The following is an 18870-nucleotide window of genomic DNA, read 5'->3' on the forward strand; positions in this document are numbered from 1 at the left end:
CAAAACAGCTTCGAGTGACACACGAAGCCGAGGCGGCTGGTATTTGACATGCGGTCCCGGCAGTCGATAAGCCTTCCCCTTCCCATGCAGCCCGCCACGCCTGAAACCGCCCCCAAACCCGCCGCACCGGCGGACTTGGAGATCAAAGATGCCCAGCTCATCTTCAACCACGTTTGGAAACAGCTCGAAGCGGATTACGGCCGCGAGAACCTGCGCTTCCCAAAGGAGCTGATCCTGCTGGGCGGAGCACCGGGTGCGGGCAAAGGCACGAACACCGACTTCATCCGCGAGCTGCGCGGCATCACGGCCCAGCCGATCGTGGTCAGCGCCCTGCTCGACAGCCCCGAAGCGCAGAAGCTGAAGTCGCAGGGTGGCATGGTGGGCGACCGTGAGGTGGTGGGCATCCTCATTCGCAAGCTGCTCGAACCCGAGCAGCAGAACGGCGCGATCCTCGACGGCTTCCCGCGCACCAAGGTGCAGGTGGAGTGCCTCAAGATGCTCTTCGATGAAATGATGCGCCTGCGCCGCGATTTCTCCGACACACCCGAGGCCGCGCACTTCAAGCAGCCCATTTTCCATATCATGGTGCTCTTTGTCGATGAGACCGAAAGCATCGCGCGCCAGCTCAAGCGCGGCCAGGAGGTGCTCGCGCACAATGCGGAGGTGCGCAGTTCAGGCCTCGGCGAGCTTTGGGAAGAGCGTGCCACTGACTTCGACCCGGCGCTGGCGCGGAATCGCTACAAGGTCTTCAAAGAGAAGACCTACGACGCGCTCGTCTCGCTGAAATCGCTCTTCCACTACCACTTCATCAACGCCCAGGCCCCGCTGGAGCTGGTGCAGGAAAACATCGTCAAGGAGCTGGAGTATCAAAGCTCGCTGGAACTCGACCCGCGCACCTTCGACCTGCTGCGCAAACTGCCACTGGCCAGCGAGATCATCCGCCACGCCCGTCAGGATCTCGTTCGCCGTCTGGATGCCTACAAGGTGGAGAAGCCCGAACTCATGCAGGACGTGGTCAGTTTCATCGAGACGAAGATGATGCCCATCATCGTGCGTCACGCCATCTCCGGCCGTGCGGACATCAACTCAGAGAACAAGCTCTTCCACGACCCTGAAGCGCTCGCCATCCTGATCGACATCTTCTCCGAGCGCGGCTTCCATGCGACGGCGGACCTGCACCGCATTGAGATCCCGGAGCTGTTTGACCTGCAGACCGGCCAGATCCAGTGCCGCAAGAAGAAGGTCTTCCGCTTCAGCATCCGCTTCAAGGGCTCGGAGATTCGTCGCGGATAGCGTGGTGTTTGCAGGTTGCGTGATTCCTTCGCGCCCTCTACTCATCACGCCTCATGTCCACCATCGTTGTCACCCAGAAAAACGGCGTCGCCTGTGTCGGCGCTGACACGCTCAGTTGTCTCGGCTCGCTGCGTCAAAAAGCCCAGCATGTCGTGAACAAAACCAAGATCACCAAGATCGGCGATACCTTCATCGGTCTCACCGGCACCTCGGCGAGTCTCGTGGTGATGAACAGCTACTTCGCCAATCCCGAGCGCCCGCGCAATTTCTCGTCCTGCGAGGCCATCTTCGAGACCTTCCGTCATGCGCATGCGTGGCTCAAAGCCGAGTACTTCATGGCCTCGATGCCTGACAAGGGTGAGGAATATGAGACAACACAGTTCTATGGCCTCGCCGCAAACCCGCACGGCATCTTCGCGCTTTATTCATATCGTTCCGCGCAGCAGTTCCACAAATTCTGGGCAGCAGGCTCGGGCCGCGACTACGCGCTCGGCGCCATGCAGGCCGCGTATGACAAGTGCAAAACCGCCGAGGAAATCGCCCGCATCGGCCTCGAAGCCGCCGCCGAATTCGACAGTGCCACCGCCGCTCCGTTTGAGGTACACACCGTGCCGCTGCTCTCCGCCGCGAAACCCAAAACGTCCCGCAAGAAATAGTTTTTTCCCACCTTCTTCTCCAACCATGAAGCGTCTTTTCCTCACTCTCATTGCTGTCAGCTCCGCACTCGCCGACGGCCCCAAGGACAATCAAATCGCCGACGTGCGGCCGATTCCGCCTCCCGGCGTTGCCGTTCCTGATGCGGATCGCGCTCGACTCACGGAAGGTTTGAAAAAACTTCGCGCCGCCATTGATGACGCTGCCAAAGCGCAGGTGAAGAACCCACAGCTCGCCGATCTGCTGCCCGACCTCGAGATTTATCACAAGGCGGTCGATTGGGCGCTGCGCTACAACGAAGTTCACAAGCTCCAGGAGCTAAAAAGCGCCGATGAATTGATCGCAGAAGGCTTGCAGCGTGCGGAGCAGTTCAAAACCGGCCAGACGCCATGGACAAAGCAGAAGGGTCTCGTCGTGCGCGGCTATCGCTCGAGGATCGACGGCTCCGTGCAGCCTTACGGCATGGTGATTCCTGAGAGTTACGTCGGAGCGCCCGTGCGTCTCGATGCGTGGTGCCATGGACGCGGTGAAACGCTCAGCGAACTGGCCTTCCTCGATCAACGTCGCAAACAAACCGGCCAGATCGCGCCGAAAGGTGCTCTCGTGCTGCATCCCTATGGTCGCTACTGCTGCGCGAACAAGTTTGCCGGTGAGATCGATTTGATCGAAGCCATCGATCACGCCTCCAAGTTCTATGCCATCGACGAAGACCGCGTCATCGTGCGTGGTTTCAGCATGGGCGGTGCCGCTGCTTGGCAGTTTGCGGTGAATTATGCCGACAAGTGGTGCGCCGCGAATCCAGGCGCTGGCTTCTCCGAGACACCGGAGTTTCTCGGCGGCTTCCAGAACGAAGATGTGAGCGGTGCGCCGTGGTATCAGCAGAAGCTCTGGCACTGGTATAACGCGACTGACAATGCGCTGAACCTCGAAAACTGCCCCACCGTAGCCTACAGCGGCGAGATCGACAAACAGAAGCAGGCAGCGGATGCCATGGAGAAGGCGCTGCGTGGTGAAAACGTCGATCTGCTGCACATCATCGGCCCGCAGACAGCGCACAAGATTCATCCTGACTCGCTGATCGAAATCGAGCGCCGTCTGGCCGCCATCGCCTCCATCGGCCGCAACCGTGCGCCAAAGGAAATCCATCTCTCGACGTGGTTCCTGCGCTACAACCGCATGTTCTGGGTCACGGTCGATGCCTTGCAGGAGCATTGGGTGCGCGGCCGAATCCACGCACGCATCACCGGCACGTCCGAGGTCACCATCAAGCTGCAAAACATCAGCGCCTTCACCCTCGACATGCCTTCCGGCCATTGTCCGCTGTCCCTGCTCTACAAGCCCACCGTCAGCATTGATGGCCAACTGCTCGAAGTCACCCGTCCAAAGATCGACCGCTCATGGCTCGTGCATTTCCAGATGAAGGGCGGCAAATGGACACAAACCCTCGGCGACGAGGATGCAGGCAAACTCGTGAAGAAGCATGGCCTGCAAGGGCCGATCGACGACGCCTTCATGGACAAGTTCCTGTTCGTGAAACCATCGAAGCCCGGCTGGAGCGAGAAAGTCGATGCCTGGGCCAAGGCTGAGCTGGAACGCGCCCAGTTTGAATGGCGCAGGCAGTTCCGTGGCGATGCACCGGTCAAAGACGACACCGCCATCAGCGATGCTGACATTGCCGCCAACAACCTCGTGCTGTGGGGTGACCCGCAGAGCAATGCGGTTCTCGCCAAGATCGCCGACAAGCTGCCGATTCAGTGGTCCAAAGACAAACTCGTCGCCAACGGCAAAACCTATGACGCCACAACCAACGCGCCTGTCTTGATCTTCCCCAATCCGCTCAATCCCATGAAGTATGTCGTGATCAACAGCGGCTTCACCTACCGCGAATACGATTACCTCAACAACGCCCGCCAAGTGGCCAAGCTGCCGGACTGGGCCGTGATTGACCTCACCAAGCCCAAGAACAGCCAGGGTCCCGGCGGCATCAGCGATGCCGGCTTCTTCGGTGAAAGCTGGGAGTGGAAGCCGCAGCCGGTGAAAAAGTAAGCCATGAAGCAAACGCTTCTCATCCTCACACTGCTTTGGGCTTTTGGTGCAAGTGCGCAGTCGCCCAAGGTCGAAACAGCGTTCACAAACAGCCTGGAGATGCCGTTTGTGCGCGTCGCGAGCATCAACGCGCTGGTCTGCCGCTATGAAACACGGGTGAAGGACTACCAGCCCTTCGCCGCAGCAACGAATGTCGAATGGAAGAAGCCCGACTTCCCGCAGGCGGACGATCATCCTGCCATCAACGTGAGCTGGCAGGATGCGCAGGCATTCTGCGAATGGCTGGGCAAAAAGGAAGGCCGCAAGTATCGCCTGCTCACCGACCGCGAATGGAGCGCGCTGGCCGGATTGAGCGAAAAGCCTGATGTGGCACCGAACCAGCAGCCACCGAGCACCGGTGTGTTTCATTGGGGTCCGCGACCACTTGCCAAAGACGTCGGCAACTTCTGCGACGAGGCCTTCGGCAAAAAGTACCGCGCCAGCTACGATGCGAAATGGCTGGAGATGGATGACGGTCACGCCGACACCGCGCCCGTGGGCAGTTATCCAGCGGATGCGAACGGCTTGTTCGACTTTGCCGGCAACGTCTGGGAATGGGTCGAAGACTGGTATGATCCTCCCAACAACACGCTGCGCATCGTGCGTGGCGGAGCTTTCCGCACGGGTGGGGAAAAGCGCCTACTGGCCTCGTTTCGCGGTCCCGATCCCTACAACGTGCGCCTCGACAGCGTCGGTTTCCGCATCGTGTGCGAGAAGGAATGACTCAAACCATCAGCGGCGGCTGCATCTCGAACGGCGGGATGCGCGTGCAGACGCGGCGACCATCGGGCGTGGTGCCAAAGAAGGAGCCAGTGGCCGTGCTTTCCACTTTGATGACGTGATAGGAGTTGTAGCTGAACGTTTCGCCGGGCGAGAGATTCGGGAACTGGCCGACGACGCCGTCTCCCTCGACGACCATCGTGTCACCATCCGTGTCGCGCACGATCCACTTCCGGCCAAAGATGCGCACGGTTTCCTCCGAGTCGTTGTGGATCGAAACGTGATACACAAACGGGTGTGGACGATCAGGCGGAGCAGGTCGCGTGGGATCGTAGGCAATGCTGTCCACCGTGACTGTGAGTCCAGGCAGCGGGTCGAAATTCATGCGTGAAGTCTAATTCATCGCGCCGCCGCCACAAGCCGGGTTTGCAAAAAGCTCCCCGGCTCCTACCATCGCCCACTCCCACCATGGCCGCCCCTCCCGTCGTTCTCACCATCGCAGGCTCCGATTCCTCCTGCGGTGCGGGTGTACAGGCAGATTTGAAGGCCATTTCGGCCTTGGGCGGCTACGGTTTGAACGCGCTGACCAGCGTGGTCTCGGAGACGCCCGGCATCGTCTCCCAGGTGCGGCTTTTGGACGCGGAATTCATCGTGGATCAAATCCGCGTGCTGTTTGGCGGCTTTCCCGTCGCCGCAGCAAAAACCGGCATGCTTGGCGGGCGTGAGCAGGTGCATGCCGTGGCCGAAACGTGGAAACAGCTCGCCCATGGCCGCATCCCACTGGTGGTCGATCCCGTCATGGTGGCCACCAGCGGCGGGCGTTTGCTCGAAGACGAGGCGGTTCGCACGCTCGTCGATGAACTGCTGCCGCTCGCGACCTTGATCACGCCAAACATGGATGAAGCGCGCGTGTTGTGGGATCGCGAAGTCGCCAGCCTCGAAGACATGGAAGCCTGTGCCCGCGAACTGAGCACCCGCTTTGGCACTGCTGTGCTCGTCAAAGGCGGCCATCTGCGGGGTGATGCCGCCGACGTGCTCTGTCATCAAAACAACCTCTCCTGGCATATCGCACCGCGCACCGCAGGCGTTCACACGCACGGCACGGGCTGCACTTTTTCCGCCGCCATCGCCACCGGCCTCGCGCATGATCTTCCTTTGAATGAAGCCGTGGCGAAGGCCAAGCAGTTCGTCAGCCGGGCCATCGCGCAGCATTTCATGTGGCAAAGTGCTGGCGCGGGCATCGTACATGCTCTCAATCATCTGCAACAGACCGGCGCATGAGACGACTCGCAATCATCCTGACCTTCACCTCCTCCATGTTCGCCGCCAGCGGCACGGAGACGAAGGACATCAGCCAGGCGGGCATCCAGACGGCGTTTCGCATCCTGCAGAAGGAGTACATCCGCAGCAGCGATCTGACCTTCGACGTGTTGAACCGTGCCGCGCTCTCCGGTCTGCTCGAACGCCTCGATTTCGGCGCTGAGCTGGTGCCACGCGTCAACGGAGCCAAGCCGGGTGCGCTCACCGGTGTGCAGACCGAATTGATCACGCCTCAAATCGCCTATCTGCGGCCGCGTGAGATCACCGAACGTGAAACAGCCGAGGTGGAGAAGCACCTGCGTGCGTTTGTGGAGGCGAAGGTCGAGCACCTCATCCTCGACCTGCGCACACCGGCACCACCGGGCGATTTCGATGATGCGGCGGATCTGCTGAGTCTGCTCGTGCCGAAGGGAGAAGTGCTCTTCAAAATGAAACAGATGGGCCAGACCACGTCCGAGACCGAAACCAACGCCCGCGAACCGGTGTGGTCGCAGTCGCTGCTCGTGCTCGTCGATGATGAAACCAACAACCTCGGCGAAACGATCGCCGCCGTGCTACGCCAGCGCAAACAGGCGCTCTTGATCGGCGCTCCGACCCGTGGTGGTGCCGTGCGCTACGAAACTGTGCCGGTGGATGCCGAATGGTCGCTGCGTTTCGCCCGCGCCGAGGTTCTGCTGGCCGATGACAGTTCCGTCTTCAAAAAAGGCCTTCAACCTGATTTTGCCGTTTACCTGCCCACAGCAACCAAACGCGTGGTGTTCCAATCCACCGAAGACGCGAGCGTCAAAAACGCCATCACCGACAAGCCACGTGCCCGTTTCAACGAGGCCGCCCTCGTCGCCAATGCAAATCCCGAGCTCGATTCCTACATCCGCCGTTCCGCCGGACAGTCATTGCCTGAAGACCAACCCAAACCGCAGGATGCCGTGCTGCAACGTGCCGTGGACCTCATCACGACCCGCACCTTCTTTCAATCGGCCAAGATCGACTGGAAACGCAAAGCGCCTGCCAGCGGCGAAACACCCGCCCGCCGTGCCATCCCCGTGACGAAGTGATGGAGATTCCCGATCAAATCGAAACAGTGGCCACGATCCGGGAGGTCATCGACTCTCGCAACTGCCACGCCCTTTTGCCCAATGGCAAAGAGATCTGGGGTTTCATCGGCAAAGGCCAGCATGACTTCCCGCTACAGGAAGGCGCCACCGTGCGCGTGCGCATGCGTGTGTCTGACTTCTCGTATGGGGAGCTGCTGGGCGTGCAGTGAGGCAGGTTCACACCTCCTCAGGCACGACGAACGGCTCGCGATACTTGTCCTTCAGCATCGCGTTCGCGGCTTCGTGGTCGATGAAGCGCTCGGTTTTGCCATCCATCTTGAGCACGGGACCGAGAGTGAGCATTTCTTTGCTCAGATCGATCTCGTTCTTCGCCAGATGCTCCTTCATGCGCTCGAAGGACTCGGCGCCGAGCTTGTCGCCTTTGATTTTCTCCAGGATCGCGTCAGGCGCCTCCTTCGCACCAAGGCGATGGCTGATGTTGCCGGTGTGGCACAGAGCGCTGGAAAGATGGCCTTCGAGAATGTCGGCATTCAAATCTTCCACGCGGCGACTGCGGCAGGCGTTGATGAAGTTTTTGAAGTGATCGTCGGCCCCTTCGAACTTCTTCATCTCCTTGCCCTCTTTGTCGAACACGATGGCCCCGGAGTAGTTCGGCACCACCACGGTGCCGCCTTCGCATTCGATGATGACGCCCACGCCCGCGCCAGTCACCCCTTCTTTCCCGTCCTTGCCCGGAGTCGGCTGGAATTTCACGCCTTTGCTCGTCTGCATGAGCTTGTCCATGTTCTTGCCCTCCTTGGATTCGGACAGGCCGCGCACTTCAAAGATGAGCGGCGCCTTTTCATAGCCGTGGTAGATGATCTGCGTGTTCGCGGTTTCGCCATCATCTTCGTAACCGAGACGACCGCCGACGCTCCACACGCTGGGCGCCAGTTCCATCTCGCCGAGGAACCAGCGCGCGATGTCCATCTGATGGATGCCCTGGTTGCCGAGGTCGCCGTTGCCATAAGCCCAAGTCCAGTGCCAGTCATAGTGCAGCTTCTTGCGCGTGAGCGGCAGCTTCGGGCCGGGACCGCACCAGAGATCGTATTCGATAGAATCAGGCACCGGCTGCTCGCCGCCAGCCGTGCCGATGCTCTTGCGGCTCTTGTAGCACAGGCCGCGCGAGACGAGGATTTTGCCGAGATTGCCCGCCTGCACAAACTTGACCGCTTCACCAATGCCTTTTTGGCTAGAGCGCGACTGCGTGCCGGTCTGCACGATCTTCGAGTACTTGCGCGCCGCCTTGACGATCTGACGGCCCTCCCACACGCAATGCGACACCGGTTTTTCGACGTACACATCCTTGCCCGCCTGGATCGCCCAGATGGATGCCAGTGCATGCCAGTGGTTCGGCGTGGCGATGCTCACGGCGTCGATGTCTTTGTTCTCCAGCAGCTTCCGCAGATCAGTGTAGCCGGTGACCTTGAGTTTTTCCTTGTCGAAAGACTCCACTCCCTTGCCGAGCACCTTGCTATCGACATCACACAACGCCGCAACGCGCACGCCGTCGTCCTTGAGTTTCTTGTAGCCGCCGATGTGTGAACTGCCGCGACCGCCAAAGCCGATGACGGCGACGTTCATGGTATCACCCGGACTTTTCTGCGCCCAGGAGGTTTTGGCGATGTAGAAAACGCCGGTGGAAGCGGCAGCGGACTGTTTGAGGAAGGAGCGGCGGTTGGTCATGGTGTGAACAAAACGCAGCAAGCACCGCAGCCTTTCCTTTTTGACAAATCGAATGCAGTTTCTGCGTTAGCACCCGCCATGACTCGCCTCCTAGCCCTCCTGCTTTCGTCATTCATCATTGCTTCGCTTCGCTCACTCCTTCGGAGCAGCACACGCTTCGCGGTGCTGGCTGGCTCGCTTTGCTTGACTCTGCATTCGTCATTGTTGGCGAAGCCAAATGTCCTGTTCATCCTCTGCGACGACCTCCGTCCCGATGCGCTCGGCTGCTACGGCTCCAAACACGTCAAAACCCCGCACATCGACCGCCTCGCCAGTGAAGGCGTGCGCTTTGCGAATACCTTCTGCACCACCTCGCTCTGCTCACCGAGTCGTGCCTCGATCCTCAGCGGTCTCTACGCGCACGCGCACGGCGTCACCAATAACTTCACTGAGTATCCCACCAGCATGCCCAGCTTCCCCGGCCTGCTGCATGATGCCGGCTACGCCACCGCCTATTTCGGCAAATATCACATGAGCGAGGACAACGACGATCCGCGCCCCGGTTTCGACAGGTTCGTGACGCACAAGGGCCAGGGCAAATACTTCGACACCGAGTGGAGCCTCCACGGCAAGGAACGCAAGGTCATCAAAGGCTACTACACCACCGTCGTCACCGATCTGGCGATGGACTGGCTCAAGCAGCAAAGCACTGACAAACCGTGGTGCGCCTTCATCGGCCACAAAGCCCCGCACAGCTTCTACACGCCGGAGCCGAAGTACGAGCACACATTTGATGACGTGCGCGTCCCCTACCCCGCAACGGCCTTCCAGCTCGATGACAAGCCCGCATGGATGAAGCAGCGCCTGCACACCTGGCACGGCATCTACGGCCCGCTCTTCGAGTGGCGGAAAAAATTCCCCGATGACCGCCCTGAGGCCGTGAAGGATTTTGAAAACATGGTACACGGCTACTGGGGCACCGTCTTGAGCGTCGATGACAGCGTGGGCCGAATCCGCCAGTGGCTCGAAGAAACGAAGCAGCTCGACAACACCATCATCGTCTTCATGGGCGACAACGGCCTGCTCGAAGGCGAACACGGCATGGTGGACAAACGCACCGCGCACGAAGCCAGCCTGCGCATCCCGCTCGTCGTGCGCGCTCCGCAGCTCACCAAGGAAGCGAAGACCATCGAGAAGCAGGTGCTCACCGTCGATATGGCCCCCAGCCTGCTCGAACTCTGCGGCGCACCCGCCTTGGAAAAAATCCACGGCCAGTCCTGGGTCAAGCTCATGCAAGGCGGCGACGCCAACTGGCGCACGAGCTGGTTCTACCACTACAACTACGAAAAGCAGTTTCCCTACACTCCGAACGTCCGAGCAGTGCGCACCGACCGCTGGAAATACATCCAATATCCGCATGGCGACGGCTCCCCCGACAAGCACATGGCTGAGTTTTATGATCTCAAGAACGACCCCGGTGAAACCAAAAATCTGATCCATGATCCGAAGCTGTCTGGTACCATCACCGAGTTGAAGGCCGAACTCGCCAAACTCATGCTCGCCACAGGCTTGAACGCCGACACTGACAAGATGCCAATGGACGAAGGCGTGAAGAGCGAGCTGCCGGACGCGAAGATCCGCTAACTTCGCATCTGGCATTTGCTGAAAATTCGAGGATTGACACTCCATGACCGGAGACTCAGCATCGTGGCCCAACCATGAAACAGGAAACCAGTCCCGCCGGTCTTCCTCGTCAAACAGATACCACGCGCACAGGTCTGGACCCGGCCCAGATCGCTGACGCATTCCAGGATAATTTGAATTACCTGCTCGGGAGGTTCCCGGCCATTGCCTCTCGCAATGACAACTATCTCGCCCTCGCCTACACCGTGCGCGACCGTCTCTTGCGGCGCTGGATCAAGAGCGCCCAGACTTACATGGACCGCCAGAGCCGCACGGTGTGCTATCTCTCGGCGGAGTTCCTGATGGGGCCGCAGCTTGGCAATAATCTCATCAATCTCGGCATCGAGAGCCAGGTGCGGCAGGCAATGCAGTCGCTCGGCTTGAATCTGGACGATTTGATCGAGCATGAGGAGGAGCCGGGGCTGGGAAACGGTGGACTTGGACGGTTGGCGGCCTGCTACCTCGATTCGCTGGCGACATTGGAAGTGCCCTCCATCGGCTACGGCATCCGCTATGAGTTTGGCATCTTTGAGCAAAAGATCCGCAACGGCTGGCAGGTGGAGATGACCGACAAGTGGCTGCGATTCGGCAATCCCTGGGAAATCGCACGACCCGAAATCGTGCATGAGGTGAAATTTGGCGGCCACACCGAAAGCTACGAAGAAAACGGCGCCTATCGCGTGCGTTGGATTCCTGACGAGCTGGTGTGTGGCACCGCCTATGACATGCCGGTGCCGGGTTATCAGGTGAACACGGTGAATCTGCTGCGCCTGTGGAAGGCCGAGGCCGCCGAGTCCTTTGACTTCGCCGCGTTCAACCAAGGCGACTATTACCGCGCCGTCATGAAGAAGATGTCCTCGGAAAACATCACCAAGGTGCTCTATCCGAACGACGAGTCTCTCCAGGGCAAACGCCTGCGCCTGCAGCAGCAGTTCTTCTTCGTCTCCTGCGCCTTGCAGGACATGCTGCGGCTCTATTTCCAGCGCAACAAGAGGCTGGACTTGTTCCACGATAAATTCTGCGTGCAGTTGAACGACACGCACCCCGCCATCGCCGTCGCCGAATTGATGCGGCTGCTGGTGGACGAGCATTGCATGCCGTGGGAACCCGCGTGGGAAATCACACGCAAAACCTTCGGCTACACGAATCACACCCTGCTGCCGGAAGCGCTGGAGCGCTGGGGCGTGCCGCTGTTTTCCAGCGTGCTGCCACGGCATCTGGAGATCATTTATGAAATCAACCGCCGCTTCCTGGATGAAGTGCGGCTCCGCTTCCCCGGTGATGATGACCGCATTTCACGCATGTCGCTGATCGACGAAGGCGGCGAGCGCTACGTGCGCATGGCCAATCTCGCCTGTGTGGGCAGCAGCGCCATCAATGGCGTGGCCCGCCTGCACAGCGATCTGCTCAAAGAAGGCGTGCTGAGTGACTTCCACGACTTCTCGCCGGAAAAATTCCAGAACAAGACCAACGGCGTCACGCCGCGCCGCTTCATGCTGCTGAGCAATCCCGGCCTCGCCTCGCTCATCAGCCGCAGCATCGGCCCCGGCTGGGTCAAAAACCTCGATGAGCTGAAGAACCTCGAAAAATTCGCCGATGACGCCCAGTTCTGCCGTGAATGGCGCGACGTGAAGCTGGAGAACAAACGCCGTCTTGCCGCGCTGCTGAAGGAACGCTCCGGCATCACGGTCAATCCAGACACGCTGTTCGACATCCAGGTCAAGCGCCTGCACGAATACAAGCGCCAGCACCTCAACGCTCTGTTCATCATCACGCTCTACAACCGCCTGCGCCGCAATCCTGCGCTCAAGATCGCGCCACGGACGTTTGTCTTCGGCGGCAAGGCCGCGCCGGGCTATCACATGGCCAAGCTCATCATCAAGCTCATCAATTCCATCGCCGAGGTGGTGAACCACGATCCTGCCGTGCGGGATCAGATCAAGGTGGCCTTCTTCCCGAACTTCAACGTGAAGAACGCCCAGCACATCTACCCGGCGGCCGATTTGTCCGAGCAGATCTCCACCGCCGGCAAGGAAGCCTCCGGCACCGGCAACATGAAGTTCGCCCTCAACGGCGCTCTGACGATTGGCACGCTCGACGGCGCCAACGTCGAAATCCGCGAGCAGGTCGGCGAGGAAAATTTCTTCCTGTTCGGCCTCACCGAAGCAGAAGTCGCACAGACCAAGGCACACGGTTACCGCCCGTGGGAATACTGCGCCTCGAACGACGAACTGCGCGAGGTGATCGAGCAGATTCGCGACGGCTTCTTCTCCCCCGACCAGCCCGATCGCTTCCATCCTCTCGTCAACTCGCTGCTTCAGCGCGATGACTACCTGCTCTTCGCCGATTACGCCGCCTACGTCGCCTGCCAGGACCACGTTTCCGCCGCCTACCAAGACACGAAAAGCTGGACCCGCATGTCGATCCTCAACGTCGCACGCATGGGCTACTTCTCCTCCGACCGCTCCATCCGCGAATACTGTGAGGAGATTTGGAAAGTGAAGCCGGTGACGATTTAGGTTGAGAAGAAGATTTTGGTGTCCATCAAGGTAGCTACCAACCTGCCATGTTCCGTTCCATACTCTTTTCCGTACTTTCAGCGGGCTTTCTACAAGCCGCCGATTCGCCTCCCAACATCATCGTCATGCTCATCGACGACATGGGCTGGACCGATCTTGGCTGCTACGGCTCCAAATACTACGAGACGCCGCACATCGACCAGCTCGCGAAGGATGGCATGCGCTTCACGCAGGCGTATTCAGCCTGCACCGTCTGCTCGCCGACGCGTGCGGCGATGATGACGGGCAAATCCCCTGCCCGGCTGCACATCACCGACTGGATCGCCGGGCATGTGCCGGACAATGGCCGACTCGTCATTCCGAACTGGACGATGCAATTGCCGCTGGAGGAGGAAACCATCGCCGAGCGGCTCAAAACACGCGGCTATGCCACCGCGAGCATCGGCAAGTGGCATCTCGGCAATGAGGAGTTCTATCCGACGAAGCAGGGCTTTGATGTGAACATAGGCGGCACGCACGGCGGATCACCGAAGAGCTACTTTTCGCCCTACAACACGCCCACGCTGCCCGATGGCCCGCAGGACGAGTTTCTCACCGACCGGCTGACGAGCGAAGCAGTGAAGTTCATCGAGAAGAACAAGGCGAAGCCCTTCTTCGTCTATCTGCCGCACTACGCCGTCCACACACCGATCATGGGCAAACCGGAAGTCGTGGCGAAGTATCAGGCCAAAAAAGCGGCCGGCGGACACAGCAATCCGGTTTACGCGGCGCTCGTCGAGAGCGTGGACGACAGCGTGGGCACGCTGCGGGCGAAATTGAAGGAACTCAACCTCGCCGAGAACACGCTTTTCATCTTCACCAGCGACAACGGCGGATTGAGCCAACTCGTGCGTCCGGAAGGCTGGTCACACGGCCCCACCGACAACAGCCCCGCACGCCTCGGCAAAGGCAGCGCGTATGAAGGCGGCGTCCACATCCCGCTCATCGTCTCCTGGCCCGGCAAGGTGAAGCCCGGCAGCACCTGCGATGTGCCGGTCATCACTTACGATCACGTTCCAACGCTGCTCGAAGCCACACAGACACCGCTCAAGGAGAAACAGATCGTCGATGGCGAGTCACTCATGCCTTTGCTCACCGAAACGGGCACGCTCAAGCGTGAGGCGATCTACTGGCACTACCCGCATTACCATCCCGGCAGCGCCGTGCCTTACAGCGCCATTCGCGAGGGCGACTGGAAGCTCATCCTGTTCCATGAGGACAATCACGCCGAGCTCTACAATCTCAAACTCGACGCCGGTGAGAACGACAACCGTGCCCCGCATGACTCCGTGCGCGCACTGCAACTCCGCGACAAGCTGGACGCCTGGCTTAAAGACACCGGCGCACAGATTCCCGAGCGCAATCCGAAGTACGATCCTGACAAGCCGCTCAACGAACCAAAGAAAGCGGGTGGGAAGAAGAAAGCGTAAGCTTTCGTATTCGCTGGCAACCATGAGTGCCAGCCAGCCCCTTTCCTCCCGCCGTCAGTTCATCACCCGCAGCGCCACCGCAGCCGCCGCGTTCGGATTTCCCGCCATCGTCAGCTCACGTTCGCCGAATGCCAAACTGAACCTCGTCTTCATCGGCGTCGGTGGCCGTGGCGCGGGAAACATCAAGGATCTGACCGGCATCCCGCTTTACACACCGCCACGCGGCAACAACGCGAAGAAAGACGCCCCAAAGGCCGATGCGGGCGCACAACCGCCGCCCCCGCTCGAGCCGCGTGAGAATGTGATCGCGCTGTGCGATGTGAATGGTGAGAACCTCGACCGCGCAGGCGCTGCATTTCCAAAAGCGCGGAAGTTCCGCGACTTCCGCAAGCTCTATGATGAACTCAGCGCGTCCGAGATCGATGCCGTCGTCATCAGCAGCACCGAGCACACGCACGCCTATGCCACCTTGCCCGCGCTGCTGATGAAGAAGCCGGTCTATTGCGAAAAACCGCTCACGCACAACGTCGCCGAAGCTCGATTGATCACGGAAGCTGCCGCCAGGGCTGGTGTGGTGACGCAGATGGGCACGCAGATCCACGGCATGCCGAATTACCGCCGCGTCGTCGAGCTGATTCAAAGTGGCGCGATTGGCAAAGTGACCGAGGCGCATGTGTGCGTGTCACGTGCCTGGGGTTTGCAGAGCAAGGAGGATGCCGAGAAGAACGGCGACATTGTGTTCGTGACCGAACGGCCCACCGTCGCCGAAACACCGCCGCCCTATCTTGATTGGGACCTGTGGATCGGCCCCGCGCCGATGCGTCCCTACAACAGCGTCTATTTTCCCGGCCCGAAGTGGTATCGCTGGTGGGACTTCGGCAACGGCACCATGTCCGACCTCGGCAGCCATTGGAACGACCTGCCGTTCTGGGCACTGAAACTCGACGCACCGCTCAGCGTCGAAGCCTTCGGGCCCGAGCCGCACCCGGAGATCGCTCCAGCGTCCATGCATGCTGTTTACGAATACGGCCCGCGTGGCGACATGCCCGCGTGCAAGGTTCACTGGCATCAAGGATCGAGCAAACCAGACGCGTGGAAGAACGATCCCTTCATCAGCAAGTGGAACAGCGGCGTGCTCTTCATCGGCGACAAAGGCATGCTGCTCTCCGACTACGGCAAACACATCCTGCTGCCCGAGGCCGACTTCAAAGACTTCCAGCGTCCGAAGCCCTTCATCGCCGACTCCCCCGGCCATCACGCCGAGTTTTTGGCCGCCATCAAGAACGGCACACCCACCGGCAGCCCCTTCAGCTACGCCGGCCCGCTCACGGAGGCCAATCACCTCGGCAACGTCGCCCATCGCGCCGGTGGCAAGATCGTGTGGGATGCCAAGGCCATGCGCATCACCAACAACGAGGCGGCGAACCGTTTCCTCAGCCGCGTGCCGAGAGAGGGCTGGAAGCTGGGTTGAATGAATCCATGACTGCGCTGGAGGAGATCATCGGTGTCCCTCCACCGCGAGAAGACTCGCGGACTACTATCTTCTCAGCATCACGATCAGCTCATCGATCTTGTTCGCGATCTCCTGCACCTCGCTCTGCGTCGGCGGATCGTTCACCGTCATTCCCAGTGTGGCCACGTTGTTACTGTTGCTGCTGGTAGTGGCGATGGCGTCGGTAAGTTGCTGGAGCGAGACCTCACCGGGGGCACCGGGCAGGCCTGGCTCGCCCTGGATTCCCTGCTGACCCTGGCCGCCATCGCTGCCGTTGCTGCCCGGAGTGCCATCGCTGCCGCTGGTGCCACGCGGCAGGGCAAAGCTGAAATGAAGCGTGCCGTCCACCACGTTGAGTGTCACCACCGCCGGATCGCCCGGATTAACGGTGCTCACCGCATCCACCTGAGCCGCCGTGATCGTCTGGATGGCATCGATGAGGTCTTTGAGGCCGTTGAACTGGCCGCGCATCTGCGCCGAGGCGTTCGGCGAGTTCGCGACAGGAATGTTCGGGTCGAAGGGCATGGGTTCGTAGTTCGGGCTTTAGCCCGTTGATTGGAGATCGAATGACGAAGGCCTGAACGGGCTAAAGCCCGAACTACAAGCATCATGTCACCGTCACCTGCACCACAGGGCTTTCGGGCCCGTCGCCGCCATCGTTGTAGGGGATGGCTTTGACTTGGACGATGACGCCCGCTACAAAGCCAGGCAGCGTCTTTTCCAGACCATCCGCTGTGCCGGAGTTGATGAAGTCGTCATCAATCGTCGCGCCGGTGGTGCGCTTGGTCAGCAGGCGGGTGCCGGTCATGCGCGTGGCATAGGCCCACTGGGCGTGGAGGTTGCCATCGCCAGCCGCCGTGGCTGTCAGGCTCGGAATGCCTTCCGGCGCGCTCGGGTTCGCCGGGACGTTCAGGCCAAACAGTTCATAGCGCGTGTCATCGTCGGCCAGCAGCGTGCCCAGCTCGGTGATGAAGCCGCGCACGCGCTTGCGCAGGGACTTGTAGCCGTCCTTGTGCGTTTTCTTGGCGTTGGTCTTGTTGAACTCCGCCGTGTTCACTGCCGTGCGGGCATTGCTGATGGCGGTGTGCGCGGCGGCGACGATGGCCGCCGTGGCGCTCAAGTCAGCGCTTTCCGTCGTCGGATTGGTGGTGAAATAATTCTTCATGCCATTGAGCAGGCTGAAGCGCTGATCCTGGCTGTCCGGAATGGCGGTCGATTCATTGGGTCAGCCCGCCGCCTGCCAGTTGGCGTTGTACAGTCCGCCGTAGAGATTCACCATCCGCAGGCGGCAGTTTTTCAGCACGGTTTCTCCGGCCGTGTCCGCCGTGTGCAGCGTGGCGTATTTTTCATCCACCAGCGCGTTCTTGGCGCCGTGCAGTTGTTTCGCCGCCACGGCGGCGCCCAGGGCGGCGCGCAGCACGGCCTCGGTGTTTTGCTTGATGCCGACGGTGACCTCATGGTCGTGGGCGCCGTCCGCGAGATCTTCGGTGAGTGCTTCGAGCACCTCGTCGTCTTCGGGTGTTGGGTTCATGGTGTTGGTTCGATGGTTGATTTTGCGTTGCTTGGTTGGCAGAAAGTTGAAAATCGGCGCGCCCGGGCTGTCCCAAGTGCCGCTGTCCCAGGCACCCTCATCCCAGTTCATGGCGATGCGGTGCCGAGGGCAGGTTGACGTTGGTTGACCGTGGTTGACCGTGGTTGACGATTGTTTGCAGTGGTTTGGAAAACACCGCTCTTCGGGCTGCACATCGGCTCAGCTACTGTCAACCATGGCAAACTCAGCACGATCCATTTCGGTGATGAAGGTCTCAACAGACTCAAAACCAGCGTGTCAGCCGCCTGAGGCCCGCTCCTCATTCCAGCACCCATAGTGGTGGCATGCCGCAGGAGACTCCGTGCGGTGCCGCCCAGAGTGGTTGCCGGTGTGGGAAAGCTCCCGCAGGTGACGCCCAGAATGGGTACGAGCCGTCCGAGCTTCCTGACGGCCACAACCAGAGTGGGTGCGGGATGGCGCACCGCCGGTTCCCGTCTGCCGCATTGGCAGCCGACGTTACCGCCGACGGGCGTGTCCGAAAGTTTGTGTTTTCGGGAGTTTGGTTATGTTTTGGTCTGGGTTGTTTTTTTGATTGAGCGCATGCGCTCAATCAAAAAAATCGCGACCCGAACTGGATCGCAAATTGGTTGGCCGCAGCTTTCCAGTTCAGCGGGATGGACTTCCACTTGGTGCTGATGTCGCGCAAGGCCAGATACAGCAGTTTGGTCGCGGCTTCATCGTTCGGGAAGTGCCCTCGGTTCTTGATGATTTTGCGCAACTGCATGTTCAGGCTCTCGATGGCGTTGGTCGTGTAGATGATCTTCCGCACGGCGGCGGGATAGACGAAAACGGGATGACTTGCTCCCACGCTCGTCGCCAGCTCGCGGCGATGGTGGGATATTTTTTGCCCCATTCTCCGGCTTCAAACTCTTCCAGCCGGCGCAGTGCCATCGGCGCGCTCTCGGCGCGGTAAACCAGCTTGAGCGCGGCAGCCACCAGCTCCTTGTCGTTCCACCCGCAGTAGTTCAAGCTGTGGCGGATCAAATGCACGATGCAGGTTTGCACCTGGGTCTCAGGGAACACGGCGGTAATGGCCTCAGGAAAGCCTTTGAGTCCATCGACCACCGCGATGAGCACGTCTTCCACACCGCGATTGCGCAGCTCGTTCATGACTTTGAGCCAGAACTTCGCGCCTTCGTCGCGGATGCGCACGCGCAAGGCGTCGAAGAACACGAGCGGATACATCTTCTCCAGCGGCCGGTTTTGCCACTCGGTGACTTCGGCATGCACGGCGTCTGTCACGCTGCTGATGAAGTCGGGACTGACCTCGATGCGGTATTGCTGC

General features: G+C 60.2%; 16 protein-coding genes and 1 pseudogene. 11 read left to right on the top strand and 6 right to left on the bottom strand.

From position 1 onward, the window contains the following. The first annotated feature begins 84 nt into the window (after positions 1-84). From U1A53_RS00695 to U1A53_RS00710, 4 genes are read left to right on the top strand one after another with little or no spacing between them, the layout of a single operon-like run. Complete coding sequence (locus tag U1A53_RS00695; RefSeq protein WP_322278254.1) at positions 85-1293, top strand: nucleoside monophosphate kinase; 1209 nt, start codon at positions 85-87, stop codon at positions 1291-1293. Positions 1294-1346: 53 nt separating this feature from the next. Beyond that, a complete protein-coding gene (locus tag U1A53_RS00700) occupies positions 1347-1949 on the top strand; it encodes a hypothetical protein (RefSeq protein WP_322278256.1) in 603 nt (200 codons plus the stop codon). Positions 1950-1974: 25 nt separating this feature from the next. After that, on the top strand, positions 1975-3993 hold the full coding sequence (locus tag U1A53_RS00705) for a prolyl oligopeptidase family serine peptidase (protein WP_322278258.1): 2019 nt from the start codon (positions 1975-1977) through the stop codon (positions 3991-3993). Between the two features lie 3 nt (positions 3994-3996). Next, positions 3997-4755, top strand: a complete 759-nt coding sequence (locus U1A53_RS00710; protein WP_322278260.1) for a formylglycine-generating enzyme family protein — start codon at positions 3997-3999, stop codon at positions 4753-4755. A 1-nt stretch (position 4756) separates the two neighbouring features. Here U1A53_RS00710 and U1A53_RS00715 read toward each other — a convergent pair whose 3' ends face one another. Further along, entirely contained in the window at positions 4757-5137 is a 381-nt protein-coding gene (locus tag U1A53_RS00715) for an ApaG domain (RefSeq protein WP_322278262.1), read from the bottom strand. Positions 5138-5220: 83 nt separating this feature from the next. Here U1A53_RS00715 and thiD point away from each other — a divergent pair, with 83 nt between their 5' ends. From thiD to U1A53_RS00730, 3 genes are read left to right on the top strand one after another with little or no spacing between them, the layout of a single operon-like run. Next, complete coding sequence (gene thiD, locus U1A53_RS00720) at positions 5221-6033, top strand: bifunctional hydroxymethylpyrimidine kinase/phosphomethylpyrimidine kinase (RefSeq protein ID WP_322278264.1); 813 nt, start codon at positions 5221-5223, stop codon at positions 6031-6033. Beyond that, positions 6030-7127 carry a S41 family peptidase gene (locus U1A53_RS00725; protein ID WP_322278266.1) on the top strand — a complete coding sequence of 366 codons (1098 nt, stop codon included), beginning with the start codon at positions 6030-6032 and terminating at the stop codon, positions 7125-7127. Before thiD ends, U1A53_RS00725 begins: the two co-directional genes overlap by 4 nt. Then, positions 7127-7336, top strand: a complete 210-nt coding sequence (locus U1A53_RS00730; protein ID WP_322278268.1) for a hypothetical protein — start codon at positions 7127-7129, stop codon at positions 7334-7336. Before U1A53_RS00725 ends, U1A53_RS00730 begins: the two co-directional genes overlap by 1 nt. Before the next feature lie 7 nt (positions 7337-7343). Here U1A53_RS00730 and U1A53_RS00735 read toward each other — a convergent pair whose 3' ends face one another. After that, the gene (locus tag U1A53_RS00735; protein ID WP_322278269.1) at positions 7344-8852 is read right to left on the bottom strand and encodes a Gfo/Idh/MocA family oxidoreductase; all 1509 of its coding nucleotides are present in this window, start codon (positions 8850-8852) and stop codon (positions 7344-7346) included. Between the two features lie 78 nt (positions 8853-8930). Here U1A53_RS00735 and U1A53_RS00740 point away from each other — a divergent pair, with 78 nt between their 5' ends. The 4 genes from U1A53_RS00740 to U1A53_RS00755 all read left to right on the top strand — a co-directional run bounded on the left by U1A53_RS00740 (position 8931) and on the right by U1A53_RS00755 (position 15973). Beyond that, positions 8931-10475: a sulfatase gene (locus U1A53_RS00740; protein WP_322278271.1), complete on the top strand. Its 1545-nt coding sequence runs from the start codon at positions 8931-8933 to the stop codon at positions 10473-10475. Between the two features lie 74 nt (positions 10476-10549). Further along, positions 10550-13033: a glycogen/starch/alpha-glucan phosphorylase gene (locus U1A53_RS00745; RefSeq protein WP_322278274.1), complete on the top strand. Its 2484-nt coding sequence runs from the start codon at positions 10550-10552 to the stop codon at positions 13031-13033. Between the two features lie 47 nt (positions 13034-13080). Then, positions 13081-14502, top strand: coding sequence for a sulfatase (locus U1A53_RS00750; protein ID WP_322278276.1), 1422 nt, complete (start codon positions 13081-13083; stop codon positions 14500-14502). Between the two features lie 22 nt (positions 14503-14524). Continuing rightward, positions 14525-15973, top strand: a complete 1449-nt coding sequence (locus U1A53_RS00755; protein WP_322278277.1) for a Gfo/Idh/MocA family oxidoreductase — start codon at positions 14525-14527, stop codon at positions 15971-15973. 66 nt (positions 15974-16039) lie between these two features. Here the strand turns inward: U1A53_RS00755 and U1A53_RS00760 are convergent, their stop codons facing one another. From U1A53_RS00760 to U1A53_RS00775, 4 genes and pseudogenes are all read right to left on the bottom strand, one after another. Continuing rightward, a complete protein-coding gene (locus U1A53_RS00760) occupies positions 16040-16519 on the bottom strand; it encodes a hypothetical protein (RefSeq protein ID WP_322278278.1) in 480 nt (159 codons plus the stop codon). 82 nt (positions 16520-16601) lie between these two features. Beyond that, complete coding sequence (locus U1A53_RS00765; RefSeq protein WP_322278279.1) at positions 16602-17159, bottom strand: hypothetical protein; 558 nt, start codon at positions 17157-17159, stop codon at positions 16602-16604. A gap of 60 nt (positions 17160-17219) precedes the next feature. Further along, a complete protein-coding gene (locus U1A53_RS00770) occupies positions 17220-17636 on the bottom strand; it encodes a hypothetical protein (protein ID WP_322278280.1) in 417 nt (138 codons plus the stop codon). Between the two features lie 499 nt (positions 17637-18135). Further along, positions 18136-18870, bottom strand: a pseudogene (locus tag U1A53_RS00775) (IS256 family transposase); the annotation flags it as partial.

The sequence above is a fragment of the Prosthecobacter sp. genome, assembly GCF_034366625.1.
Classification (GTDB): Bacteria; Verrucomicrobiota; Verrucomicrobiia; order Verrucomicrobiales; family Verrucomicrobiaceae; genus Prosthecobacter.